General features: G+C 28.8%; 22 protein-coding genes and 1 tRNA gene. 4 read left to right on the top strand and 19 right to left on the bottom strand.

From position 1 onward, the window contains the following. Position 1: 1 nt before the first annotated feature. The 7 genes from I4U89_RS11960 to I4U89_RS11930 all read right to left on the bottom strand — a co-directional run bounded on the left by I4U89_RS11960 (position 2) and on the right by I4U89_RS11930 (position 5749). Positions 2 to 418, bottom strand: a complete 417-nt coding sequence (locus tag I4U89_RS11960) for a stage V sporulation protein AB (RefSeq protein ID WP_195940589.1) — start codon at positions 416 to 418, stop codon at positions 2 to 4. Between the two features lie 8 nt (positions 419 to 426). Then, the gene (locus I4U89_RS11955) at positions 427 to 1014 is read right to left on the bottom strand and encodes a stage V sporulation protein AA (protein WP_195940588.1); all 588 of its coding nucleotides are present in this window, start codon (positions 1012 to 1014) and stop codon (positions 427 to 429) included. Between the two features lie 165 nt (positions 1015 to 1179). Next, positions 1180 to 1944, bottom strand: a complete 765-nt coding sequence (gene sigF, locus I4U89_RS11950) for an RNA polymerase sporulation sigma factor SigF (RefSeq protein WP_195940587.1) — start codon at positions 1942 to 1944, stop codon at positions 1180 to 1182. 25 nt (positions 1945 to 1969) lie between these two features. After that, positions 1970 to 2398 carry an anti-sigma F factor gene (gene spoIIAB, locus I4U89_RS11945; protein WP_092923656.1) on the bottom strand — a complete coding sequence of 143 codons (429 nt, stop codon included), beginning with the start codon at positions 2396 to 2398 and terminating at the stop codon, positions 1970 to 1972. A gap of 13 nt (positions 2399 to 2411) precedes the next feature. After that, positions 2412 to 2744 (bottom strand): anti-sigma F factor antagonist, encoded by a 333-nt coding sequence (spoIIAA, locus tag I4U89_RS11940; protein ID WP_195940586.1) that lies wholly within the window; start codon positions 2742 to 2744, stop codon positions 2412 to 2414. 295 nt (positions 2745 to 3039) lie between these two features. Then, positions 3040 to 4659: a DEAD/DEAH box helicase gene (locus tag I4U89_RS11935; protein WP_195940585.1), complete on the bottom strand. Its 1620-nt coding sequence runs from the start codon at positions 4657 to 4659 to the stop codon at positions 3040 to 3042. 130 nt (positions 4660 to 4789) lie between these two features. Next, on the bottom strand, positions 4790 to 5749 hold the full coding sequence (locus tag I4U89_RS11930) for a calcium/sodium antiporter (protein ID WP_195940584.1): 960 nt from the start codon (positions 5747 to 5749) through the stop codon (positions 4790 to 4792). Positions 5750 to 6091: 342 nt separating this feature from the next. Between I4U89_RS11930 and pflB the strand changes: the two genes are divergently transcribed. Continuing rightward, positions 6092 to 8323: a formate C-acetyltransferase gene (gene pflB / locus I4U89_RS11925; RefSeq protein ID WP_195940583.1), complete on the top strand. Its 2232-nt coding sequence runs from the start codon at positions 6092 to 6094 to the stop codon at positions 8321 to 8323. Between the two features lie 326 nt (positions 8324 to 8649). Next, positions 8650 to 9384, top strand: a complete 735-nt coding sequence (gene pflA, locus I4U89_RS11920; RefSeq protein ID WP_195940582.1) for a pyruvate formate-lyase-activating protein — start codon at positions 8650 to 8652, stop codon at positions 9382 to 9384. A 90-nt stretch (positions 9385 to 9474) separates the two neighbouring features. Here the strand turns inward: pflA and thiI are convergent, their stop codons facing one another. Beyond that, the gene (gene thiI, locus I4U89_RS11915) at positions 9475 to 10647 is read right to left on the bottom strand and encodes a tRNA uracil 4-sulfurtransferase ThiI (RefSeq protein WP_195940581.1); all 1173 of its coding nucleotides are present in this window, start codon (positions 10645 to 10647) and stop codon (positions 9475 to 9477) included. A gap of 21 nt (positions 10648 to 10668) precedes the next feature. After that, positions 10669 to 11820 (bottom strand): cysteine desulfurase family protein, encoded by a 1152-nt coding sequence (locus I4U89_RS11910; protein ID WP_195940580.1) that lies wholly within the window; start codon positions 11818 to 11820, stop codon positions 10669 to 10671. Positions 11821 to 12794: 974 nt separating this feature from the next. On the opposite strand from I4U89_RS11910, the gene I4U89_RS11905 reads away from it, so the two are divergent. Continuing rightward, the gene (locus I4U89_RS11905; RefSeq protein WP_195940579.1) at positions 12795 to 13790 is read left to right on the top strand and encodes an asparaginase; all 996 of its coding nucleotides are present in this window, start codon (positions 12795 to 12797) and stop codon (positions 13788 to 13790) included. A gap of 29 nt (positions 13791 to 13819) precedes the next feature. Here I4U89_RS11905 and I4U89_RS11900 read toward each other — a convergent pair whose 3' ends face one another. After that, on the bottom strand, positions 13820 to 14263 hold the full coding sequence (locus I4U89_RS11900; protein ID WP_195940578.1) for a hypothetical protein: 444 nt from the start codon (positions 14261 to 14263) through the stop codon (positions 13820 to 13822). Positions 14264 to 14362: 99 nt separating this feature from the next. After that, positions 14363 to 16405, bottom strand: a complete 2043-nt coding sequence (locus I4U89_RS11895; protein ID WP_195940577.1) for an ATP-dependent helicase — start codon at positions 16403 to 16405, stop codon at positions 14363 to 14365. Positions 16406 to 16519: 114 nt separating this feature from the next. Here I4U89_RS11895 and I4U89_RS11890 point away from each other — a divergent pair, with 114 nt between their 5' ends. Beyond that, complete coding sequence (locus tag I4U89_RS11890) at positions 16520 to 17434, top strand: ribonuclease H-like domain-containing protein (RefSeq protein WP_195940576.1); 915 nt, start codon at positions 16520 to 16522, stop codon at positions 17432 to 17434. A 75-nt stretch (positions 17435 to 17509) separates the two neighbouring features. Here the strand turns inward: I4U89_RS11890 and I4U89_RS11885 are convergent, their stop codons facing one another. The 8 genes from I4U89_RS11885 to acsB all read right to left on the bottom strand — a co-directional run bounded on the left by I4U89_RS11885 (position 17510) and on the right by acsB (position 25394). Then, on the bottom strand, positions 17510 to 19075 hold the full coding sequence (locus I4U89_RS11885; RefSeq protein WP_195940575.1) for a ClC family H(+)/Cl(-) exchange transporter: 1566 nt from the start codon (positions 19073 to 19075) through the stop codon (positions 17510 to 17512). 77 nt (positions 19076 to 19152) lie between these two features. Then, positions 19153 to 19243: transfer RNA gene (locus I4U89_RS11880), tRNA-Ser, on the bottom strand. Positions 19244 to 19522: 279 nt separating this feature from the next. Further along, a complete protein-coding gene (locus I4U89_RS11875) occupies positions 19523 to 19828 on the bottom strand; it encodes a zinc transporter (protein WP_195940574.1) in 306 nt (101 codons plus the stop codon). Positions 19829 to 19840: 12 nt separating this feature from the next. Further along, entirely contained in the window at positions 19841 to 20260 is a 420-nt protein-coding gene (locus I4U89_RS11870) for a DUF3842 family protein (protein WP_195940573.1), read from the bottom strand. A gap of 34 nt (positions 20261 to 20294) precedes the next feature. After that, on the bottom strand, positions 20295 to 20480 hold the full coding sequence (locus I4U89_RS11865; protein WP_195940572.1) for a CooT family nickel-binding protein: 186 nt from the start codon (positions 20478 to 20480) through the stop codon (positions 20295 to 20297). Between the two features lie 222 nt (positions 20481 to 20702). Next, positions 20703 to 22643: a corrinoid activation/regeneration protein AcsV gene (gene acsV, locus I4U89_RS11860; RefSeq protein ID WP_195940571.1), complete on the bottom strand. Its 1941-nt coding sequence runs from the start codon at positions 22641 to 22643 to the stop codon at positions 20703 to 20705. 225 nt (positions 22644 to 22868) lie between these two features. Next, the gene (gene gcvH, locus I4U89_RS11855) at positions 22869 to 23243 is read right to left on the bottom strand and encodes a glycine cleavage system protein GcvH (protein WP_092923603.1); all 375 of its coding nucleotides are present in this window, start codon (positions 23241 to 23243) and stop codon (positions 22869 to 22871) included. A gap of 24 nt (positions 23244 to 23267) precedes the next feature. Continuing rightward, positions 23268 to 25394, bottom strand: coding sequence for an acetyl-CoA decarbonylase/synthase complex subunit alpha/beta (acsB, locus tag I4U89_RS11850; protein ID WP_166506005.1), 2127 nt, complete (start codon positions 25392 to 25394; stop codon positions 23268 to 23270). Positions 25395 to 25428: the final 34 nt, after the last annotated feature.

Genomic DNA, 25428 nt, shown 5'->3' with positions numbered 1-25428 from the left:
ATTAACCTCCTTGAATTATAGACCATCCTATTAAAGATCCAATTACTTTTCCCAAAAGCATTGCTATAATTATATATTTTAAATACAAAGCAGGTATTTTTAATCTCCTTGCAACTACAGGTATATAATCTAATATCTCTGTTAGGCCTGAGCTTAAAAAACCTACGAATACTCCATAAGCAAGCCCTGCTACTAAAGCACCTACTTTACCTATGCGTATATTCATACCTTGAATTGAAATTAAACTTCCAAATAAAGTTCCTATAACCAGTAAGCTTTCGTATGCTCCTATAAATTCTTTTGTCTTACTTATTTGTGCCAATCTAGGTATTATACCTACAAGTATCAGTAAAGAAACTACACCTGATCCAACAATTACTCCTGATGATATTCCAAATATTATTAAAAATAATTTCACAAAATACCTCACTGTTTTTTTCTTAGTTGATTTTCTATTTCTTTATTTAATGAAACCATCTTTAAATCTAAAGGACTAGGCTCACCTCTAGAGTAATTTGGTATGAATTTATTAAAAAATAATGCTACACCAATTCCTATACCAATTGAGTATGGTATTTGAAAATATGACATATAAGACTTTGCATCTTTAGTGATTGCATTTACCATCATAAATTGCGAATGAGCCATATTTACGTCTGCATGAAAGTTCATTATTCCCATTATAGAACCCATAAGTACTACTACTACTACTATAAAAACTCTTATGTATTTAGTTCTATCTTTTTTGTAGCTATCAAAGAAGATTATTATATCTTCAGGTTTTAAAAAATTTAACCTTAATTTTGGAAACCTATTATTTACTTCTTCTATAACTTCACCTAAATGTATTACATCATATTTAGATGTATTATTATCATAGCTTCTTAAGCGTATATCTTTTATTTTAGCTTCATATGCCTCTGGATAGATAGTATATATTTCACCTAAATAAATCTCTTTTTTTGATATGTTAAAAGGTTTTATACTCTTAGGTATTAAGTAAATATCATCCATATATAATACCTCCTTCTTACTTTATTATTTGTTTAAGCTAATAAAATATTCTAATATATTAAAACTTAAATAACATTTATATAAATTTAAACCTAGATTGTTTTTATCTATAATTTATTTAAAATAAGAAAACCACTAAACAAACATTTGTCTAGTGGTTTTCTATTAACTAATATATGATTTTAATTTAGCTAATACTTTTTTCTCTATTCTAGAAACTTGTACTTGAGATATATTTAGCATATCTCCTATTTCACTTTGGGTTTTATCCTCAAAGTATCTAAGCATTATTATCTGTCTTTCTCTTTTTTCTAACTTGCCTAAAACTTCTTTTAAAAGAAGATTATCTATTACTTTCTCTTCTTCACACTCTCCCTTTAAGCTAATCTTATCTATTAAGCAAATTGGATTCCCTTCTTCTTCATGTATAACACCATGTAAATATTCTACAGAAAAATTAGATTCCATTGCCATAACTAAGTCTTCTTTTTCTACGTCTAATACATTAGCTATTTCTTCTATACTTGGTTCTCTTCCTAGTTTTTTGCTAAGTATTTCACTTTGTGTCTTAGCTTTTATAGCTATTTGCTTTAAAGACCTAGATACTTTTACCATTCCGTCATCTCTTAGATATCTTTTTATTTCTCCTAATATCATTGGTACAGCATATGTAGAAAATTTTACATTAAACTTAGGATCAAACTTATATATAGCTTTTATTAAACCTATTGACCCTAATTGAAATAAATCATCTCTATCATAACCTATATTTAAAAATTTAGTTACAACACTTCTAACTAATCCTAGATTGCTAGTTATTAGTATTTCCTTAGCTTCTTCATCTCCATTTTGTGCTTTATCTATTAATTTTAATGTTTCTTCATGACTAAGCAGTACTCTTTTTTCTTCTTTTATTGCAGTTATCCCCATAATAAAACCTCTATTCTTTTGGACTTTATTGTGGTAAGTTTATTTTTTTAGTCATTACAATTTTAGTCCCTTCACCCTTTATTGAACTTACCCATACATCATCCATAAAGCTCTCCATTACAGTAAATCCCATCCCTGATCTTTCAAGCTCTGGCTTTGATGTGTAAAGTGGTTGCATAGCCATTTGAACATCTTCTATACCATTACCTCTATCTTCTACTACTATTTTTATAGTATTTCCTTCTATTTCACATCTTAAATATACAAATTCTTCTTCATTTTCATCATATCCATGAATTATTGAATTAGTTACAGCTTCTGATACTGCTGTTTTTATATCTGCTAGCTCATCTATAGTTGGATCTAATTTTGCAGCAAATGAAGCTACTATAACTCTAGCAAAACTTTCATTTTCAGATTTAGCAGAAAATTTAACTTCCATAATGTTCTTCATTTTGTATTCCCCCTTATATAGAACTTACTACTTCATCTGTATTGTTTATGTCTATAATTTTATTCATTCCAGATAAATTAAATACTTTCTCAACTCTTTCATTTGCATTTATTATAGATACCTTTCCACCTTCAGCTGAAATTTTTTTGTATCTACCTATAATTACACCTATACCTGATGAATCCATAAATTTAATATTTCTAAAATCAAATATTATATTTTTTATAGGCTTAGATAGTAATATATTATCTATTTCATCTCTAACCTCATTTGTTATATGGTGGTCTAGTTCTGTAAATAGAAACTCTATTGTTAGAGTTTTTTGTTCTAAGTAGTAATTTATCATTTGTATCCCCCCTGATTATTGAGTATATTAACTCTTAATCAATTCTATTATATTTACTTTTTATCCTTCAACAAAATTTAACTACTTTTGTTTTATTATGTCTTAATCAACATTAGATATAAATTCTATGATTAATGATGATGTTAAATGTTGGCAATCCACATATTTATTATTTACATATTTTATATAAATATACATTTTTTTCTATTAATCTATTTATATTTATATAAAAGCAATATATCAATAAAAAATTTTTACATATAAAAAAAGCATAGCTTTTGCTATGCTTTTTTATCTATCTTCTTTTATTATTTGCTTTTTCTATGTTTATTTTGTTACCTTTTATTTTTATATCTTTCATCTTTTCTAATACCTTTTTAGCATTTTGCTTAGGTACTTCAACAAAAGTATATTTATCATATATATCTATAGTTCCTATAAGTTTTCCTGGTATTCCAACCTCTCCAGCTATTGCACCTAATATATCTTTAGCTTGAACTCTTTGGTTTCTACCTACATTTATGAATAGTCTAGCCATACCTTCTTTAGCTCCAGTAGATCCACCTTTAGAACGAGCTTCTCTACGTTGTCTTGGCTTTTCTTCTACTATTTCTTCTTTAAGTTCTTCACCTAAAGCTAATTTTAAAAGTGCTGCAGCTACATCAACTGTAGAGTAATCTTCTTCTTGACAGAATGTTTCTAGCCATTGCATTTGCTTAGTTAATTGCCCTTGTTCCATAGTTGCTTTAACTTCTTTGAAGAATGCACTTACTTTCTTTTCTTCAACATCAGCTATTGAAGGTATACCATGCTTAATTAACTTAGTCTTAGTATATCTTTCTATATCTTTCATCTTTCTCATTTCTTTTCCAAATACAAAACTGAAAGATATACCTTCTCTACCAGCTCTACCTGTTCTACCTATTCTATGAACATAGTATTCTTCATCTTGAGGAAGATCATAGTTAAATACCGCTTCAACATCATCAACGTCTATTCCTCTAGCTGCAACATCTGTTGCTACTAATATGTCTATAGTTCCCCCTCTAAACTTATCCATAACTATATCTCTTTGAGTTTGTTTTAAATCCCCGTGTAATGCATCTGCAAAATATCCTCTAGCCTGTAATTCACTAACTAATTCATCTGAACCTCTCTTAGTGTTACAGAATACTACTGATAATTTTGGATTGTAAACATCTATTAATCTACATAATACTTCTAATTTATTTGCAGATCTAGTTTCTATATAGTATTGCTTTATATTAGGCACTGTAAGTTCTTTTCTAACAACCTTTATGTGCTCTGGATTTTTTTGGTATGCCTTTGTTAACTCTAATATCCCTTTTGGCATAGTAGCTGAGAAGAATACTGTTTGTCTATCTTCTGGAGTTCTACTTATTATAGTTTCTATATCTTCTCTGAACCCCATATCTAACATTTCATCCGCTTCATCTAATACAACCATCTTAACATTATCCATTTTTAATGTTTTACGGTTTATATGGTCTATAACACGACCTGGAGTTCCTATTACTATTTGAACTCCCCCTTTTAAAGACTTTATTTGTCTATCTATTGGTTGCCCACCATATATAGGTAAAGTTTTTATTCCGTGCATGTATTTAGATATTTTTCTTATTTCTTTAGAAACTTGTATTGCAAGTTCTCTAGTAGGACAAAGTACCACCGCTTGTAAACTTTTATCCTCTGGATTTATAGTTTCTAGTATTGGTATACTGAATGCTGCTGTTTTTCCCGTACCTGTTTGTGCTTGACCTATAACATCTTTACCTGATAATACAACAGGTATAGATTGAGCTTGTATTGGAGATGGTTCTTCAAACCCCATGTCCGATATAGCTCTTTTTATATCATCACTTATTGGTAAGTCTTCAAATTTTATTGTGTTCATATATTATTTCCTTTCCGTTATCTAATTATATTAACTTATCTATTATATATTTAATTCGAATAATATGCAATTAATATTTTATCCCTTACTCATCTATAATATTCAAGATAATACAACTTGTTTTCTACCGTTAAGCAACAATATATATATAATATAATGTAGCCATATATAAAAGATATGTTATAAGCATTAGCATTCCTTGCCATCTATGTAATTTATCTTTTTTAATAGTTGGTATTATTAAAATCAAAAGTAAAGCTATCATAAAAGGAAAATCTATTTTTGCTGTTTGTGCTAAAATTGGTATGTCATTTGGTATTGCTGATATACCTATTACAGATACTATATTTAATATATTAGCACCTAATACATTTCCTACTGATATAGCATGATGCTTTTTCCTTATAGCAGTTATTGATGACACTAATTCAGGTAGTGACGTACCTAGTGCTATAACTGTAAGGCTTATAATTCCTTGTGGTATACCTATAATCTCTGCTATTTTTATCCCATTATCTACTAATAATTTTGAACCTAAAACCATCATTACTAATCCAAGTATAAAAAACACACCTATTTTCAATGTTTCCTTTATATTTATGCTTCCTCTATTATAATTTTTACTTAAGCCCGTTTTACTATCTTTTTCTACACTTTTATAATTTGTATACATATATACTAAAAGCATCAAAAGAAGTAGTAATGCATCTATTCTATTAATATTTCCATCTATACTAAGTAGCACTGTTAAAAATACTGATATTAAGAGAATTATCGATTTTGAAAAAAACATATTTTTATCTACTTTAAATGGGCTTATAAATGCTACTAACCCTAGTACTAATCCTGTATTACAAATAATAGAACCTATTGCATTACCTAAGCTCATTGTTGTATGTCCTTGCAATGATGCTACTGTTGACACTGTTAACTCTGGAAGAGTTGTTGCAAAACTTACTATCGTAGCACCAAGCACTAACTCTGATATATTAGTCTTCTTTCCTATTATTACTGTATAGTTTATAAATATATCTGCTCCTTTTGTTATTAGTATGAAGCCTAAAATAAATAGTATAATAATAAATAACATAATATCCCTCCCCTATATAAGATAGATATTCATTATTTGGACATATATACTATTTTTTTATTTTTAAATTTTTTTGTTTTAGCATAAAAATGCTTGGGTATTATATGATTATAGGGAAAACAAATTCAGATTAAACATAAAAATTATCGACAATATTTATGAGAAAGGTTGTATACAAAATACCTTTTATATGTTATTATTATATTGTCTAAAAATTATCTAGCTAGATTAATAATATAAATTTTTTAAATATTTGAATTTAAATAATAATATTAAATATTTAAATTTAAATAATAATAAATAATTTTATAAATTTTAAACCCTAACAAGGAGGCTATTCACATGAATGCATGGCAAGGATTTAAAGAAGGTAGATGGACTAAAGAAATAGACGTTAGAGGGTTCATCCAAGAAAACTACACTCCATATGAAGGAAATGATTCTTTCTTAGCTGGAGCTACTGAAAACACTAAAAAATTATGGGAAGAAGCTATGGATCTTTTCAAAAAAGAAAGAGAAAATGGCGGAACTTTAGATGTTGATACTAAAACAGTATCTATGATAGATGCTTATGCACCAGGATACTTAGATAAAGAATTAGAAACAATAGTTGGTTTCCAAACTGATGCACCATTAAAAAGAGCTGTTATGCCTTTCGGTGGTATAAGAATGGTTGAAACTTCTTGTGAAGCTTACGGATTCGAATGTGATCCTGAAATAAGCGAAATATTCACTAAGTACAGAAAAACTCATAACCAAGGGGTATTCGATGCTTACACTCCTGAAATGAGAGCTGCTAGAAGATCTGGTATAATAACTGGTTTACCAGATGCTTACGGAAGAGGAAGAATAATAGGTGACTACAGAAGAGTTGCTTTATACGGTGTTGATAGATTAATAGAAGATAAATTAGCTCAAAAAGCTGAATACGAAGTAAGATGCATAGACGAAGAAGTTATAAGAGCTAGAGAAGAAATATCTGATCAAATAAGAGCTTTAGAAGCATTAAAGAGAATGGCTTTATCTTACGGATTCGATATATCTAAGCCAGCTACTAACTCAAGAGAAGCTGTTCAATGGTTATACTTCGGATACTTAGGAGCTATAAAAGATCAAAACGGAGCTGCAATGTCATTAGGTAGAACTTCTACTTTCTTAGATATATACTTCGAAAGAGATTTAGCTAACGGAACTATAACTGAAGAAGAAGTTCAAGAAATAATGGACCACTTCGTTATGAAGTTAAGAATGGTTAAATTCTTAAGAACTCCAGAATACAATGATTTATTCTCAGGAGACCCAACTTGGGTAACTGAATCAATCGGTGGTATGGGTATAGATGGTAGAACATTAGTAACTAAAAACTCATTCAGAATGTTAAATACTCTTTACACTCTTGGACCATCTCCAGAGCCAAACTTAACAGTATTATGGTCTACTAGATTACCTCAAGGATTCAAAGACTTCTGTTCAAAAGTTTCAATAGATACAAGTTCTGTTCAATACGAGAACGATGATTTAATGAGACCATACTGGGGAGATGACTACGGTATAGCTTGTTGTGTATCTGCAATGAGAATAGGTAAGCAAATGCAATTCTTCGGAGCTAGAGTAAACTTAGCTAAGACTTTATTATACGCTATAAACGGTGGTGTTGATGAGAAGTCAGGAGCACAAGTTGGACCTAAATTCGAAGCAATAACTTCAGAATACTTAGATTACGATGAAGTTATGGCTAAGTTCGAGCCATTCACTGATTGGTTAGCTAACTTATACGTAAATACATTAAATATAATCCACTACATGCATGATAAGTACTCTTATGAAGCATTAGAAATGGCTTTACATGATAGAGATGTATTCAGAACTATGGCTTGTGGTATAGCTGGTTTATCAGTTTGCGCTGACTCATTATCTGCTATAAAACATGCTAAAGTTAAAACTATAAGAAACGAAGCTGGTATAGCTGTTGACTTCGAAATAGAAGGAGATTATCCAAAATTCGGAAACAACGATGACAGAGTTGACCAAATAGCTTGTGACTTAGTAGAAAACTTCATGAACAAAATAAGAAAGAACAAAACTTACAGAGATTCTTACCATACTCAATCTATATTAACAATAACTTCAAACGTTGTTTACGGTAAGAAGACTGGTAACACTCCTGACGGAAGAAGAGCTGGTGAGCCATTCGCTCCAGGAGCTAACCCAATGCACGGAAGAGATAACAGCGGAGCTTTAGCTTCATTATCTTCAGTTGCTAAATTACCATACGAGCATGCTCAAGATGGTATATCTAATACTTTCTCTATAGTACCAGGTGCTTTAGGAAAAGATATGAACGAAAGAGTAAACAACTTATCTTCAATGATGGACGGATACTTCTCTCAAGGAGCTCATCACTTAAACGTTAACGTATTTGATAGAGCTACTTTAGAAGATGCTATGGAACATCCAGAAAAATATCCTCAATTAACTATAAGAGTTTCAGGATACGCTGTAAACTTCATCAAGTTAACTAGAGAGCAACAATTAGACGTTATAAACAGAACATTCCACGGAAAAATGGCTTAATTTATAACATCTATAATCTTACATCAGATAGTTTAACAATTATCAAAAATCAAAGTATATAATTTTTCAGAGTGTAAGTCTCATCAACTTACACTCTTTTTTTATTTATTTTAAAATCAATTATATATAATAATATTATAATCTAAAATTTTTTTACATATATAGTTTGTATAGGCACTTACTGGGTATAATTAAAATATAAGGAATTATACATTACTTAAACAATATAGACTTTAAAGATATAATAATTTATAATATATTTAGATGATATTATGTATACAGTATATTTGAAACACAATTTATAAAACGACTTAGAGGTGGATATTATGATAAAAGGAAGAGTTCATTCAATAGAAACATTTGGTACAGTAGATGGTCCAGGAATAAGATTTATAGTATTTATGCAAGGATGCCCATTAAGATGTAAGTATTGTCACAATAGAGATACATGGGATGCAAAAGGTGGAAAAGAATATACAACTGACGAACTAATCTCTGAAGTACTTAAGTACTCATCTTATATGAAATTCTCTGGCGGTGGCTTAACTGTTTCAGGTGGTGAAGCTACACTTCAACCAGAATTTGTAGCAGAATTATTTGCTAAGGCTAAGAAAAATGGTATACACACTTGTTTAGATACTTCTGGATTTGTAGATATAGATAAAATAGATCCAATACTTGATAATACTGATTTAGTTTTACTTGACTTAAAACATATGATAGATGATAAGGCTAAAGACTTAACAGGTGTAACAATACAAAAAACATTAAAGTTAGCTAAACACTTAGATGAAAGAAATATACCTGTTTGGATAAGACACGTTTTAGTTCCTGGTATAACAGATGATAGAGAAAACTTAGAAGCATTAGGTAAATTTGTATCTACTCTTAACAATGTAGATAGACTTGAATTATTACCATATCATACAATAGGTGTTCATAAATGGGAAAGTATGGGAATTGAATATGAGTTAAAAGGTGTTCCTGATGCTACTCCAGAAGATATTAAAAAAGCTAGCCAAGTCTTAAAAGAATTTGGTCTTGAGGTATTTAATAAATAAGCCCTTAAATTTTTTAAATAATTTATATATAACAAAAAGAAGTCCTAGGACTTCTTTTTGTTATATATTTTTAATATTAGCATTTTAGAATTAGAATTCTAAATCTTCTACTTCTATGTTATCTATAGCATCTTGTATTAATTTTTCTACATCTAATGCATTTTCTGACTTTTCTATTCTCTCTAACCTAGGCTTAGTCACTGGTTTTTTAGGAGCAAATACTGTACAACAATCTTCTTCTGGAAGTATTGATGTTTCAAATGTTCCTATTTTTTGAGCTATATCAACTATCTCAGTTTTATCCATAGCTATAAGTGGTCTAAATACAGGTATACTAACTGATGCATTTGTACAAGTTAGTCCTTGTATAGTTTGAGATGCAACCTGTCCTATACTCTCTCCTGTAACTAAAGCATCACAGTGTCTTTTTTCTGCTACTGCTTGGGCTATTCTCATCATAAATCTTCTTGATATTATAGTCATTTCTTCATCTTTACAATTTAGACCTATAGCTTTTTGTATTTCTAACATATTAACTTTATGAAGTCTTACTCTTCCACAGTACTTAGCTAATATTTTTCCTAAATCTCTTACTTTTTCTTGAGATTTTTCACTAGTAAATGGATAACTGTGGAAATGTATACATTCTAATTCCATACCTCTTTTTGCTACCATCCAAGATGCAACTGGTGAATCTATTCCTCCAGATAATAAAGACATCGCTCTACCATTTGTTCCAAGAGGTAATCCTCCATACCCTGGTATAGTATCACTGTATACCATTACATGATTTTCTCTATATTCACAACGTATTCTAACTTCTGGATTTCTTATATCAACTGCTATTTTGTCTTTCACTTGAGATACTAAGTAACCTGCTATATCTCTACTCATTTCTTGAGAAGTAAATTTAAAGCTCTTATCTCCTCTTTTACTTTCTACTTTAAAGCTCTTTGCTCCAGCATCTATTTTTTCTTCTAGTACTTCTAATGCTAATTCTTTTAATTTAGTATAATCTTTCTCAGCTCTTATTGCTGGACATACTCCTACTATACCAAATACTTTTCTTACTTCTTCTGCAACTTCTTCATAATCATAGTCTTCTAAGTCTACATATATTCTTCCAAATTCTTTGTAAACTTTAAAGTCACCTAATGGCTTAAGCATATTTTTTACATTTTTTATTAACTTATTTTCAAATAAGTATCTATTTTTTCCTTTTACACCTATTTCTCCGTACTTAACTATTAATATATTATACAAATGTATCACCTCGTATTTTTATTATCTTCTTCTTATTATTTTTCTTAAAGACTCAACTTCTTCTTTAAGTATTTTTACAGCTTCTAAAACCTCTTCTTCTGTATTTAAATCTGATAAGCTAAATCTTATAGCTCCTTCTATTTCTTCATTAGTTAATTTCATTTGAGTTAATACATGACTTCCTTTTTTCTTAGAAGAACATGCAGAACCTGTAGATACATACATACCTCTTTGTTCTAAGCAATGAAGTAATACTTCTCCTCTTATATCTTTAAATGAAATATTAAGTATATGACACACTCCATCTTCTGGAGAATTTATTTTTATATCTTCTATATTTTTAGATATTTCTTCTTTAAGTAAATTCTTTAGAGAAGATATTTTTTCTATTTTAGAATTTAAATCAGCATTTATTATTTTTACAGCCTCACCTAATCCATATATACCAGGTGTATTTTCTGTTCCTGATCTTATACCAATTTCTTGTCCTCCACCAGTTAACATAGGTTTTATCCTATTACTTTCCTTTATATACATAAATCCTATACCTTTAGGTCCGTGGAATTTATGCCCACTAACACTCATAAAATCTATATTATATTTCGATGGCCTAAAGTTTATCTTAGAATATGACTGAACAGCATCTACATGTAAATAAACTTTGTCTTTTAATGACTTAAGATACTTACCTATTTCTTGGATAGGCTGTATAGATCCTACTTCATTGTTTACGTGCATTATAGTTACTAAGCATGTAGTAGGCTTTATAGCTTTCTTAAGCTCTTCTAAATCTATTTTACCATCTCTATCAACATCTAAATATGTTACTTCACATCCATCACTTTCTAAATCCTTTAATGTATTTAAAACTGATGGATGCTCTATACTCGTAGATATTATATGATTTTTTCTTTTTTTATGTAGATTAACTACACCTCTAATTATAGTATTGTTAGCTTCCGTTCCTCCAGATGTAAAGTAAATTTCCTTATCCTTAGCACCTAAAGTTTTAGCAATTTCATTTCTTATTACTTTTATATTTTTTTCTACCTCAACACCCTTTCTATGTAAAGATGATGGATTTGCATAGTCATGACTAAGTGCATAAACAACTTTTTCAATAACCTCACTATATGGTTTAGTTGTTGCGCTATTGTCTAAATATATTTCCATAGTTTTCACCAGCTTCCTGTATTAAATATTTATATAAACTTAAAATTATTCAAATATGTTTTATTTATTTAGTCTCTCCAATTTATAAATTACTTTATCAAATTAATACAAAAATTTTATCTATTATATATTAATCTAGATAGACTTATCTATTATATCATATTTACGGTACTTTTTAGGGTTTAATAAATAATATTGCTAAATATATTAAATATAATTGTTGGTTTATTTTATATATCTATTTATAATTTTAACTCAATAATTATAAATTATCACTATTTTGTAGAATTGTAATTTTTTTCAAAATTTTTCTTTAAAGTATTGATTTTCGTGTCGAAATTTGATAATATATAAACATGGTTATCCCCCTGATAACCTTAGTAAAATCTCTATTCCCAATACCCCTTTTAAATGAATATTTAATTCATTTAAGGCCTACTTCAGATCGGAAAAGAAGTAGGTTTTATTTTTATAAATTTTGTTTGATAATAAATTAACTTTATTGAAAAGTATTGATTTTTATGTCGAAATTTGATAGTATATAAACATGGTTATCCCCCTGATAACCTTAATTAAAATCTCTATTCCCAATACCCCTTTTGAACGGATAAACTTTATATCCATTTTATCAAGTTGATAACGGAAATCAACTTGATTGCAAAAAAGAGCTTCCCCGAGCTCTTTTTTTTATATAATAAAATATAAACTATTTTAATAAGTATATATTTTACTAAGATTTTTAACTTTGAATCTTTTCCTATAAATTATAAAAGTTCTTTATATACTAAGTATAATTTCACTTTTATTTTACATTTATCGACTTTTTTTGCAATCCTCTAATTTTTCATTCATATTTATATGAATTTTGCTTACTTTTTAATAAATAATTAACTTTATTTAATATGCTTATATAGTTTTTTTTTGATATAATTTACTTATGATATATATGTATATATTTTTAAGGAGGGACATTCATGACTAAAAAGAAAAAAGTTGCTATAGTTTTCACAGGTGGAACTATCTCAATGACTGTAGATAAAGAAATTGGAGCTGCTATTCCTACTTTATCTGGAGAGCAAATAATGTCTATGGTAACTAATATAGATAAGGTTGCTGAAATAGAAGTTTTAAACTTTGATGAAATACCTGGTCCTCATATGACTCCTGAAAGAATGATGGAGTTAAAGGATTATGTTAATGATTTACTTGTTAGAGAAGATATATGTGGTGTTGTTATAACTCATGGTACTGATAGCTTAGAAGAAACCGCTTATTTCTTAGACTTAACTATAACTAGTATAAAACCTGTTATAGTTACAGGAGCTATGAGAAGTAGTTCAGAGCTTGGATATGATGGTCCAAGTAACTTATCTGCTGCTGTTTGTACAGCTATATCTGATGATGCTATAGGCAAAGGTGTTCTTATAGTTTTAAACAATGAAGTACTTTTAGCTTCTGAAGCTACTAAAACTAATACATTATCATTAAATACTTTTAAGTCTTTAACATCTGGGCCTCTTGGCATAATAGATTGTAACGAATTAGTTTTATATAAGGATGTTGTCAATAGATCTATAATAGATACAGATAAAGTTGAATCTAAAGTTGCTCTATTTAAATCTGGAGTTGGTATGGATGACGAACTTATAAAATTCGCTGCTGATAATGGATACAAAGGTATTGTTATAGAAGCTATGGGTAGAGGTAATATACCTCCTCAAATGTATGAAGGTGTAAAATATGCTAGGGAGAAAGATATACCTGTTGTAATAGTTTCTAGATGTCATTCTGGAAGGGTATTTGATAGCTATGGATACTTAGGTTCTGGAAGAGACTTAAAGAACTTAGGATGTATTTTTGGAGGAGAGTTACCTGGTCAAAAGGCTAGAATAAAACTTATGCTAGCTTTAGGAAAAACAAACGATTTAGGTGAGATAAAAGATTTCTTTGAAAAAGGCATATATTATTAAAACAAACAAAAATAGGACTTTATAAAGTCCTATTTTTGCTTATTATCTATATAAAATGTTATACCTACAACCAACATTTGTATAGCTAATACTAAAATAAATGTTATTATGAAATAATGATAAGCTAACTTACCTATAAAGTAATTACTACTTATAACCATGCTAACTATTATGCTCATTACCATAGATATAATAATTTGATATCTAATAAATGCATTTTTTTTATTCTTAATACAATTCATAAATATCATTCCAAATATTATAAATAGTATTATTGATATTATTTTTATCATTTGTAAGTTATTTGTATTTAAAATTCCATGTTCAAATACAAACTTATTATGTTGCATATATTGTATAATTCCAGCATTTTTGTCAGTTAAATACTCTATTATAAAAACAGATACTACTAATGCTATCTGAATAAATAATGTTAGACCATATGCTAATTTTCTTGATACTTTCTTACTCATACTCTCACCTAATATATATTTTTAGTCACTTTCCTTCCCTCAAGTAATTTTACTTATTGATAAGATGTTTAAGTTATCTTGTTTTATATTTAACTAAACCTATATTTTATAAATTACGTTTTTTATTGAACACACTTTATAGTCTAAAGTTCTTTCTCCATCACTAAACTTAACTTTAACTAAATTATTATTTTTTTGTACTATTGTACCTTCTTTGAATCTTTTATGATAAATCTTATCTCCTATTGTTAAATTTTCTATTTCTTTTTTAGTTGCTCCTTTAATATCATCTATAAATCTAGATTTAGATACTTTCTTTCCATACTTATTAGATGGAGAGCTTATATATATATTCTCTTCAGCTCTTGTTATAGCCACATACATAAGTCTTCTTTCTTCCTCAATTTGATTATTTTTTTTATCTTCATCATTTATATCGTAAGACTTTTCATGAGGAATAGTTCCTTCTGTAGCTCCTATTATATATACATTTTTAAACTCCAATCCTTTAGCACTATGCATAGTAGTAAATATTACTCCATCAGAATTTTGATTATTTTTATTTTCTACCAACTCTGACTTTACTCTTTCTATATGGTCTAAGTATTCTTGTATTGTATTGAAATTTGTAGCAGAACTTTCTAGTTCATTTAATATTTCTATTAACCCATTTGTCTTTATTTTTCTATTTGTGCAATAATCTAGTATATATCTATCATAATCTAAACTTGTTCTTATATAAGAAATTGCATTTTTAGGATTTAATGTTTTTAAATAACCTAAATCTATATCTAAATCATTTATAGTCTTTACTTGTTTTGGATGAAGGTTACATTTATTTATTAAAGCATTTATAAAGTTTTTTTCATCCTTAACCATATTTACATGCTCTTTTGATATATACCTAAATGGTTTATTTATTATCCTAACCCAATCTTTATTTGAATCTGGATTTATGCCTATTCTTAAATAAGCTAATATATCTTGAGCTGCCCAATGATCATATATAGTAATTATTGAATCTTTCACTATAAAAGGTATTCTCATATCCATAAATACATCTACTAGTGCTCTTGATTGTATATTAGTTCTATATATTACAGCAAAGTCTGTATACTCAACATAATCTTTTTTCATTTCTTCTAATATATCTTTAGCTATAAACACTGCCTCTTCTTCTGAATCATTAGGAGAGATATACTTAACATTTCCACCTCCTCCTTGATGACATTTTATAACTTTTTCATATCTATTCTCATTTTTTTCTATTAATCTATTAGCTATATTTATTATTTCATCCTTTGACCTATAATTTATATCTAATAAAACTTTTTTAGTTCCTTTAAAATATTCCTCAAACTCCAATAAAAAGTCTGGTCTAGCACCTCTAAATCCATATATACTTTGATCTTCGTCTCCAACTACAAATATATTATTGTTAGGATTAGCTATTAGTTTTAGTACTTCAAACTGGACCTTGTTTATATCCTGGAACTCATCTACTAATATATATCTATATATTCCACGAACCATATCTAGTGCCGATTTATTATGATTTAATAAATGGTATGTCTTTATTAACATATCATCAAAGTCTATTTTATTATGTTGGTTTTTGTGCTCTTCATATAGATTATAAGTTTTTAAAAATTCATCACTAGTTAATATCTCTGATGTAAAGTCTCTAATATCCATCAATTCATTTTTAACATAGGATATTTCATTTATTACCTGTCCTATAGTTTCATCATCATCTGCATTTTCTATATTTAAGCTTTTTAATATGCCTTTTAATAATAGCCTCTTTGATTTTTCATCAAATATATTGTCTAAGTTATATTTCTCAAAGTACCTAAGTATTCTAAAAAATACAGAATGGAATGTTCCATATGTAACCTTATTCATTCTATGGTCATTGCTTAAACTTAACGCTCTATTTTTCATTTCTACTGAGGATGCTTTTGTAAAACTTATAGCAAGTATACTACGAGGGCTTATGCCTTTATTTACTACCATATTTGCTATCCTATAGGTTATAACCCTTGTTTTACCTGATCCTGGACCTGCTAATACCATACAAGGTCCATCTACATGTTCTACTGCAACCTTTTGATTTTCATTTAATTTATCTATACTTATCATAACTTACCACCTTGAAGTATTCTTTCATTAATTTATAATATGAATATAACCTTTTTATATTGGTTATATAGCTAAACTATATTATAATATATAATTTCAAAAAGGAGAAATTTTATGGAAATCATAACTAAGACATTAGATAATTTTATAAATATTCCTTCTAATTCCTTCGTATTTGATATAGAAACTACAGGTCTTAGCCCTAAGTTTTGTAAAGTTATACTTATTGGAGTTTTATTTAATAAAAATAATAAAACCATAATTAAACAATATTTTGCTCAAACTGAAGATGATGAAAAAGATTTATTGTTAGCATTTATAAATGATATCAATGCCTTTGATACTCATATAACATTTAATGGATTAGCCTTTGATATCCCATTTTTAAATTCTCGTTTTAATAAATATAATATTAATTTTGAGTTAAATAAAAATGATGATATTGATATTTTAAATATTGTAAGGCCATTTAAAGATCTACTATCTCTTTCTGATTGTAAACTAAAAACTATAGAAAAATACATTGGTATATCTAGAGAAGACACTATTTCAGGAAAAGAAAGCGTAAAACTATACAAAGAATTTGTGTCTTCTAAGTCTAATGATTTAAAAAACAAAATATTGCTACACAACTATGAGGATATATACTATTTAGGCTACCTTTATAAAATAAAAGATTTATTAGAGGAGAAACTAAAACCTATTGTAATTGATAATAAAGGTTTATTCTTAAAACTTATACCATTATCCTTTAAAATAAGTAATTCTAAATTGATACTTAAATATAATATATTTGATGGTAACAAAGTACCTATAAATATTTATAGTGATAATTATTCTATATTATCTGATGATAAGCATATTTTACTTAGTATAAACTTAAATAAAGGTATAGATAAAGATAATAATATAGTTTTATTTTATCAATTAAATAAAATAATTCCTTTAAAGGTTAACGATAATTTTTTAGATTCAAATATTTATAACCTATGTGAGTATATAATAAAAAAAGAACTAAAATCTTTATAAGATTTTAGTTCTTTTTTTATTATATCTTAGTTATTACAATAATTTATAATTTTAACTATAGCATATCATACAATTTTAATTTTGTGCTAAGTTGACTACATCATCTAATACATTTGAGCATTCACATTGATTTGCCATTATGGTTAAATAATCGCCTGCCATTATCTTCGTTGAACCTTTAGGAATTATCTCTGTATCTCCTCTAGTTATCCCTACTATTAAACAATTTTTAGGCCAAATTATATCTTTTATACATTTTCCATCTAAATCACTATTGATATGAACTACTGTTTCAAATAATGTTTTTTTATTTACACTAGTCTCACATTCATATTCCCCGCCTTCAAGCAGCCTTTCTAAAAGACTTTCATATATAGGATGAGAATTAAGTAAGTCTGATGTCAACTGAGCTATTATTACAACTATTGAAAGTGGTAACAAATGATCAAGGGATCCTGTCATTTCTAATATTAATATAATTGCTGTTATAGGTGCCTTTACTATTGCTGCAAAGTGACCTGCCATTGCTAGAACTACAAAATTAATTATATAAGTTGATGGTATTCCCATATACATAGCACTTATAATTCCTACTATATTACCTACTATTGAACCTAATGCTAATAATGGGAAGAATATCCCTCCTGGGGCTCCTGATCCAAAACATATAAATGTAAATATGAATTTAGCTACAAGCAATATCATTAGTAAATTTAATGTAAAGTTCTGTTCTTGCAATGTCATAATAAGTTCATGACCTCCACCTAATAAAACCGGTGACATAAGCCCAATAATTCCTGTTAAGATGAAAGGAATCATTATCTTTACTTCTTTACTTAATTTACTATTTTTAAATATAGTTTGAGTTTTTAATATACCACTATTAAATAATACACCGCTTACTCCTACTACAATTCCTAATATTATTAAAACCCAGTAATATCTTAAAGGCATTGCATTTAATTTTGCGGTATGTAATGATGGCATTAATCCAAAAAATTGCTTTGACACAAAATCCGCTGTTATAGATGCTGTCATTGCTGATGCTAAAACTAATGGAGAAAAGTTTTTATGCGCTTCTTCTAATGCAAACATAACTCCTGCTAAAGGTGCATTAAAAGCTGCAGATAAACCTGCACTAGCTCCACATGTTACAAAGTACTTTTCCTCATTGTCTAATTTATCTAATCCTTTAGATATACCTTCTCCTACACATGCACCCATTTGCACTGATGGACCTTCTCTACCTACCGAAAAACCTACTCCTAAACAAAGTAAGCCTCCTATAAATTTATTTACTAAAACCCTAAACCAGTTAATCTTAATTCTTCTGGTAAGAATCCCCTCAACTTGAGGTATTCCACTTCCCGATATCATCGGCTCTCTTTTTACCTGTTGAGCTACAATATATCCTAAAACTACTAATATTATAAATATAACTGGTATAAATAGTATATCTTCTCTACCCTTAGAGTATAGGCCTTTGAATAATTCCATTAGTTTTGAACCCAGTATTCTGTATACAACAATTATTAGACCTACAGCTATCCCTACAAGTAAAGAATCTCTTATTAACCTATACTTAGAATTTTGACTTCTCTTTAAGATATTATAAGCTCTTTCCTTATTAGTACTTATCATAAAATTACTCCTTTCATTTATATTATATTCACTGAAAAGGAAAAAAGACTATCGCTTAAAAAATCGATAGTCTTTACTGGCGGAGAAGGAGGGATTCGAACCCTCGCACCGGTTACCCAGCCTAAACCCTTAGCAGGGGTTCCTCTTGAGCCACTTGAGTACTTCTCCATATTTATTACGTATTTATTTACATATTTATTATATATTTTTATATAATTTTAGTCAATACGTTTTCTTTAATTTTTATGATTTTTTTACAGTATGCCAAATAATATTTATTTAAAATTATCAACGGACATAGATTACATAATTTAAACTAAAATATACATTATAGATGTATAAAAAATTTACTATAAAAACATAATATAAACTTTATTGTCATATCAAGTATATAGCATACTTTTAAATTTAATTATTTTAAGTATGCTATATATCTATTATATTTAATTACATATGCTTTTTAGCTTCTACAAGCATCTCATTAGCTTTTTGCATATATTCTATAGCTTTTTCTATACTATTAGCTGTTTCTTCTTTTCCTATAGCTCTAGCCTTATCTACCCACTCTCTAAATCCTTCCTCATGACTTTCATTATGATTTACCCAATGAAGTAGTAATATTTTTAAAGTTTTTTCATCTTTACTTTCTCCATCTGAACCATGTGTATGTGGATGTGAATGATCATGACAATGTCCATGTGGATGATCGTGATCATCTGCATGATGCAATTTTATTCTATCATTAGTTAACATATATACTCCCCCTTATTTTTTTATATTAAACTCTTTCTTTATTAAATCTATACTATCCTTTATTAACAGCGCTAATGGCTTATTTTCTACTCCTACTACCTCTATATTTTCAGGCAATATAGGTAAAAATATCTTCAGTGCTTCACTATCTACTATAGCTTCACTTATTTTACAAGTTACTTCACCCATCATAGAATTTGGCATTGAAACAGATACTGGTGCTACTATTATGTTTGCCTTCTTTACAGAAGTTACTATTGCATTTTCTCCTGTAGCTCCCCTATTTGCATGAGATTTCATCATAGAGCTCGTTGCTATTGAATTGGTACCTAATGCATATATGTCTATGTATGAAGGCAATTCTTCTCTAAGATTTGTTACTATCTGGGCCCCTATACCTCCACCCATTCCATCTATAACTGCTATTATCATACTATCTTCCCCTGTTTTTCTTATGTTTATTTTTTTACTCTGCTATTATTATTTTATGTTCCATTAGCCTTATTTCTTTTATACTTCCATCTACTATTTTCTGTTCTCCTAATAAATCAGTTAAGTATACTTTCCCTTCAAATGGATCTACACTTACTACATTTTCCATTATTCTTTCTAATTTATCTCCTTTTTGTACATAAGCTGCTGATTCACACATAATAACCCCTCCATGTTTTAACTTAATATTAACTTATTACTATCTGCGTTATAATTACCCTTTTGAAAACGTTTTTGATTTTCTTCAAAAAAAGGCTTCTTTTAGTATCTAATATTTCAATACTATAAAGAAACCTTCATGATTTCAAATCACTATATATTATATACTTTGAGTATATCACCTTGTACTATATAACGCAATTAATTTTATTTAATTATATATTTATATTTTCATTTTATTTTCTAATAATTCTTTCACTGTCGGGAACTGTTCTATATTAGTATGTGGTAAGAAACATGCAGATATAAACTCATCCATATATGTTGGATATACGCTTAATTCTACATAAGTCATTTCATTACCTATGTCTTGTAGCTTCATTTTAGCCTCTTTGCTTACAAGAGCAAGATAAGAACCAACTAACGAACTATTTCCTATATATGCAAATTTTTCTCTTTCTATATCTGGAAGTAATCCTATTAAAATAGAATTTTCTATATTTAAATTATTTCCTATTCCACCAGCTATATATACCTTATCTATAGCACTAAAGTCCATCCCTAAGCTTTCTATTAGTGTTGCAGCTCCAGAATATATTGCACCCTTAGCTCTTATAAAATTATCTATATCCACTTCTGTTACTGTTATATCATTTTCAATACCATACTCTTCTTTAAATGCTAATACGTATTCCCCTATTTCATGTTCATTAAATCTTATTCTGTCATTGTTTAAATCTTTATTTATCTTACCTCTTCTATCTACTACCCCACTAAGTAACATTTGGCATATTAAATCTATTATTCCTGAACCACATATACCAATAGGTTTATCATCTCCAATAATAGATAACTTTGGATATAAAGTTTCTTTATCTATACTAACTTTTTCTATAGCACCATTTGATGCTCTCATTCCACAACTTATACCTCCACCTTCAAATGCAGGACCTGCAGAACAAGCACAGCTCATCATATAATCTTTATTTCCAAATACAATTTCTCCATTAGTTCCTAAATCTATAAATAATATATTTTCTTCACTTGTCCATATTCCAGCTGATAATACCCCTGCTGTAATATCTCCTCCTACATAACTAGCTACTGATGGTGCTAAGAATATATAAGCACTGTCATTTACATTTAAGCCTATATCCTTGCCTATTAATTTTGGTGATTTTAAAAATGGAGGTATAAATGGTTCTTGTCTTAAATAATCTGTGTGAACTCCTAAAAATAAACTAGACATAGTTGTATTTCCTGCTATTACAAGGCTTACTACATTATCTTTATCTATATTATTTTTAATATAGATAGATTCTAATAATGGGTTTATAGTTTCGTCTATAACAGCATCTCTTAAATGCTTAAGTCCATTTTTCTTTGTTGAGTATATAATTCTATGTATAACATCTGCACCATACTTTATTTGTGCATTACCTGATGATGCCTTATCTACAATCTCTTTTGAATATAAATCTACTAAACATACTACGACTGATGTAGTTCCTATATCTATGGCTACTCCATATAATTGATTTTCATTGTTCCCTGGTTCTATATTTAATATAGTTATTTTATTCTTCTTCTTAACATAAGTTATAGTTACATTAAAATCACTTTCTCTTATAACCTCTGGAACTTTTCTAAGTAACTCTACTGTATAATCTATTTCATCATATCCTAAATTATTTCTAACATATCTCTCTATTCTATCAATATCACATATATTATCATCTATAGTTGGTTTATCTAATTCTATATATGTTTTTTCTATATTAGTTTTAAAATCAAAATTATTATCTTCTATTATTTTTTTTGCTCTATCAAATATTTCCTGGTCTTTTTTCTTATCGCTACCTTCTATTTTCATACCATGCATAGATGAAGATAATTTTGATGGAACTTCTATTTCTATATCTTCTATTACTTTAGTATTACATGCGAGTATATATCCTTGTTCCCATTCTTCATCTTTTATATGTAGTGTTTTTTCTGTATCTACTTTTCCTTTTAATAGCTTAACCTTACATTTCCCACAAGACACGTTTCCGTTACATGGAGCATCTATAAATATTTTATTATTTCTTGCTATTTCTAATAAATTTTCTCCTTTACTGCATATAACTTCTTTATTGTGCGACTTAAAATTTACTCTAATCATATACCTATCCCCCAATATGTTATATAGTATAATTTTACCCTAATCCAACTTATAAGTACTCAAATTCATAATATTATAAGTATCTTTTGTGTGTAAAATTATAGTACTATCAATTTAAAAACCTATGCCTTAAATTTAATAAAATTTACTACATTTATTTTGTATAAAATCAAAGGAGTACAGATGTTTTAGATTTACTAAATCTTCTGTACTCCTTATTTATAACTACTCAGCTATAGCTTCGTATTTCTCAGCAGTTAATAAGTTTTCTAATTCATCTGCATCAGATATTTTAACTTTTACTATCCATGCATCATATGCATCTTCATTTACATACTCTGGCTCATCATCTAATTTTTCATTTATTTCAACAACTTCACCAGATATAGGAGCTATTAAGTCAGATGCTACTTTTGAAGATTCAACAACACCAAATTCTTCACCTTGAGTTAATTCATCTTCAAGTTCTGGCATTTCAACAAATAATATTTCTCCTAATTGATCTTGAGCGAAATCAGTTATTCCTATATAAGCAAATTCTCCTTCCACTCTAACCCATGTATGTTTATCTGAATATCTTAAACTTGGTATAACTTTCATTTGATTATCCCCCTTATTAGTTGATTACATTACACATTCCATTGCTAAAGCTGGATGACCTTTTTCCTCTAAGAATGCTAATACTCCTTCAGAATCACTAGCTATAGTTTCATCACATATCATATCTGTAAAGTTTTCTATACCTGTTAATTCTTGAACACTAGCATTTAACTTATCTGCTACATATTCTTTTAACTCTTTTGGCATCCAAACTATTCTAGTTGGTCCACCCTCAGCATAAGCAAACTTCTTAGAAGATATAAAGTGTCTTCCGTGACCCATGAATCCTGGAGTTTGAACTCCTCCACCTGTCATAGAAGCTAATTCTCCAAATGTCATACCAACAGGAGTTTCACCAGAGAACTCTCTATTAACTATAACAAATCCATTTGCTTCTGGCATTATACCGCATATACACTCGAAGCATCCGCAAGAAGTCATTGGATCTTCTAATATAGAATATAATGTAACATTTTCAACAGCACCTTGAGATATTTCACATACTGTTTCATTAACTGCTTGCCATATTCCTGTTCTTTCATCTAAGCATTCACCCTTAACTATTGGTTGGCATGGTCCTGTTGGATCTAGTTCTTTAGTAGCTTTAGCATCTAACCAGCTAACTGCTCCACATAATCCAAGTCTTTCAGGAGTAACAACACAAACGTGTGCAGGTGCAAATGATTGACAAAGGTTACAAGAATAGAATTCCTCAACGCTTTCATCAACTAATGAAGCTAATCTTTCATCTCTAGAATTATATCTATCTATAGCTTCACCCTTCATTTCTGATACTTTTTGTGCATCAGTTACTATAGTTACTTCGCATTTATCAACAACTGATTCAAATTCATCTAGCATCTTAGCATATAAAACTTCTCCTATATGCTCTAATCTGAATCCTTTTTCAAAAGCATCTTTAGATATTCTTACCCAAGACATATCTCTTTGACCAACATGCATTACACCTTCTATATAGTTTAAGAAGTAGTGTAAACGTCTTTCTAAAACTGGTTCGAAATCTTCTTGCATTGCTTTACCAGCTATTTTAACTATAACAGCAAGTGGTAATCTTACAACACCGTCAGACTCTATTTCATCTATATTTGGACCTATAACCTCTATTTTATGGTCTTCAACTTCACTTAATTCTTTTTTAACAACAAGTTCCCAAGCTTCAGTTTTATTTCCACCAAATTCAGCAAACATGTCATTTTTTCTTATTCTTTCACCTTCAAATGCAGCAGCAAAAGATACTGGTATAGGTATTTCAGTTACCTTTATCTTTATTCCTCTAGCTTCTAATGAAGTAGCTACAAACTTATCATAATCTTTTTGAGTTAATAAATTCATTGGAACTTCTAATACTGTTTGATCAGTTATAACTGGGAATCCTAAAGCTATTGCTCCAGCTCCACAAGATACAACTAATTCACTTAATGGTCCAAATGCATTAACAAATGCTGGAACTCTCTTAGCAGTATAATCTAATAATCCTGCTAAATCTCCTGGATTTAATCCTCCAAATATCAATGCTGCTCTTACTGCTACAGATACAACATGGATAACAGAAGTTACATCATATCCTAGAGGGATAACTCTTAGTTCTAGACCCATCTTAACATCAGCTTCTATAGCTTGATCTATTACTTTTCCTACTAAGAAAGTAAGTAATCCTTTAGATTGGTAATTTTTTATAATCTCAGCTGCAGTTTCTGCATCTGGGCATTCTCCAAGTACAACAGCAACCCCTGGTATATCTCCTGTAACTAGAGGTACACCTAATGATCTTATTATAGGGTCAGTTATATGACCCGCACAAGGTTCACTATATGGTGCATCTATTGTAGCATATTTTACAGCTTCTATAACTTCAGCAGATAAAGCTGTAGCTAAACCAGCATTAAGTGCATGCTCTAATAAATGAGTTCTATTTACTAAACCTTCTACTATAGTTAAAGCACCTTCTAAATCACCTAACGTATTCATTTTTTGTCCTGTTGCTGCGTATATACAAGGTAATGAATATGCAGTATCAGGAAATGCTACGTTATGTTCTCTTCCATGTTTTTCTATTGCTTCGCTTACAGCGCCTTTAGCAGCAGCCAAAGCTTGTTCTGAACCATTAAAAATAGTATTATATAAATTCACTCTATTTTCCCCCTTTTTAAGCTTCTTATCTCTT

It is taken from the genome of Romboutsia sp. 1001713B170131_170501_G6 (genome assembly GCF_015668195.1).
Taxonomy (GTDB): Bacteria; Bacillota; Clostridia; order Peptostreptococcales; family Peptostreptococcaceae; genus Romboutsia_C.
This window is presented reverse-complemented; position numbering and strand designations above follow the sequence as displayed.

Bases quoted from the DNA above. Each gene is read 5' to 3' on its own strand.
- I4U89_RS11955 (WP_195940588.1), bottom strand. From the start codon at position 1,014: ATGGATGATATTTACTTAATACCTAAGAGTATAAAACCTTTTAACATA.
- sigF (WP_195940587.1), bottom strand. From the start codon at position 1,944: ATGGGGATAACTGCAATAAAAGAAGAAAAAAGAGTACTGCTTAGTCAT.
- spoIIAB (WP_092923656.1), bottom strand. From the start codon at position 2,398: ATGAAGAACATTATGGAAGTTAAATTTTCTGCTAAATCTGAAAATGAA.
- spoIIAA (WP_195940586.1), bottom strand. From the start codon at position 2,744: ATGATAAATTACTACTTAGAACAAAAAACTCTAACAATAGAGTTTCTA.
- I4U89_RS11935 (WP_195940585.1), bottom strand. From the start codon at position 4,659: ATGAACACAATAAAATTTGAAGACTTACCAATAAGTGATGATATAAAA.
- I4U89_RS11930 (WP_195940584.1), bottom strand. From the start codon at position 5,749: ATGTTATTTATTATTATACTATTTATTTTAGGCTTCATACTAATAACA.
- pflB (WP_195940583.1), top strand. From the start codon at position 6,092: ATGAATGCATGGCAAGGATTTAAAGAAGGTAGATGGACTAAAGAAATA.
- pflA (WP_195940582.1), top strand. From the start codon at position 8,650: ATGATAAAAGGAAGAGTTCATTCAATAGAAACATTTGGTACAGTAGAT.
- I4U89_RS11910 (WP_195940580.1), bottom strand. From the start codon at position 11,820: ATGGAAATATATTTAGACAATAGCGCAACAACTAAACCATATAGTGAG.
- I4U89_RS11905 (WP_195940579.1), top strand. From the start codon at position 12,795: ATGACTAAAAAGAAAAAAGTTGCTATAGTTTTCACAGGTGGAACTATC.
- I4U89_RS11900 (WP_195940578.1), bottom strand. From the start codon at position 14,263: ATGAGTAAGAAAGTATCAAGAAAATTAGCATATGGTCTAACATTATTT.
- I4U89_RS11895 (WP_195940577.1), bottom strand. From the start codon at position 16,405: ATGATAAGTATAGATAAATTAAATGAAAATCAAAAGGTTGCAGTAGAA.
- I4U89_RS11890 (WP_195940576.1), top strand. From the start codon at position 16,520: ATGGAAATCATAACTAAGACATTAGATAATTTTATAAATATTCCTTCT.
- I4U89_RS11885 (WP_195940575.1), bottom strand. From the start codon at position 19,075: ATGATAAGTACTAATAAGGAAAGAGCTTATAATATCTTAAAGAGAAGT.
- I4U89_RS11875 (WP_195940574.1), bottom strand. From the start codon at position 19,828: ATGTTAACTAATGATAGAATAAAATTGCATCATGCAGATGATCACGAT.
- I4U89_RS11870 (WP_195940573.1), bottom strand. From the start codon at position 20,260: ATGATAATAGCAGTTATAGATGGAATGGGTGGAGGTATAGGGGCCCAG.
- I4U89_RS11865 (WP_195940572.1), bottom strand. From the start codon at position 20,480: ATGTGTGAATCAGCAGCTTATGTACAAAAAGGAGATAAATTAGAAAGA.
- acsV (WP_195940571.1), bottom strand. From the start codon at position 22,643: ATGATTAGAGTAAATTTTAAGTCGCACAATAAAGAAGTTATATGCAGT.
- gcvH (WP_092923603.1), bottom strand. From the start codon at position 23,243: ATGAAAGTTATACCAAGTTTAAGATATTCAGATAAACATACATGGGTT.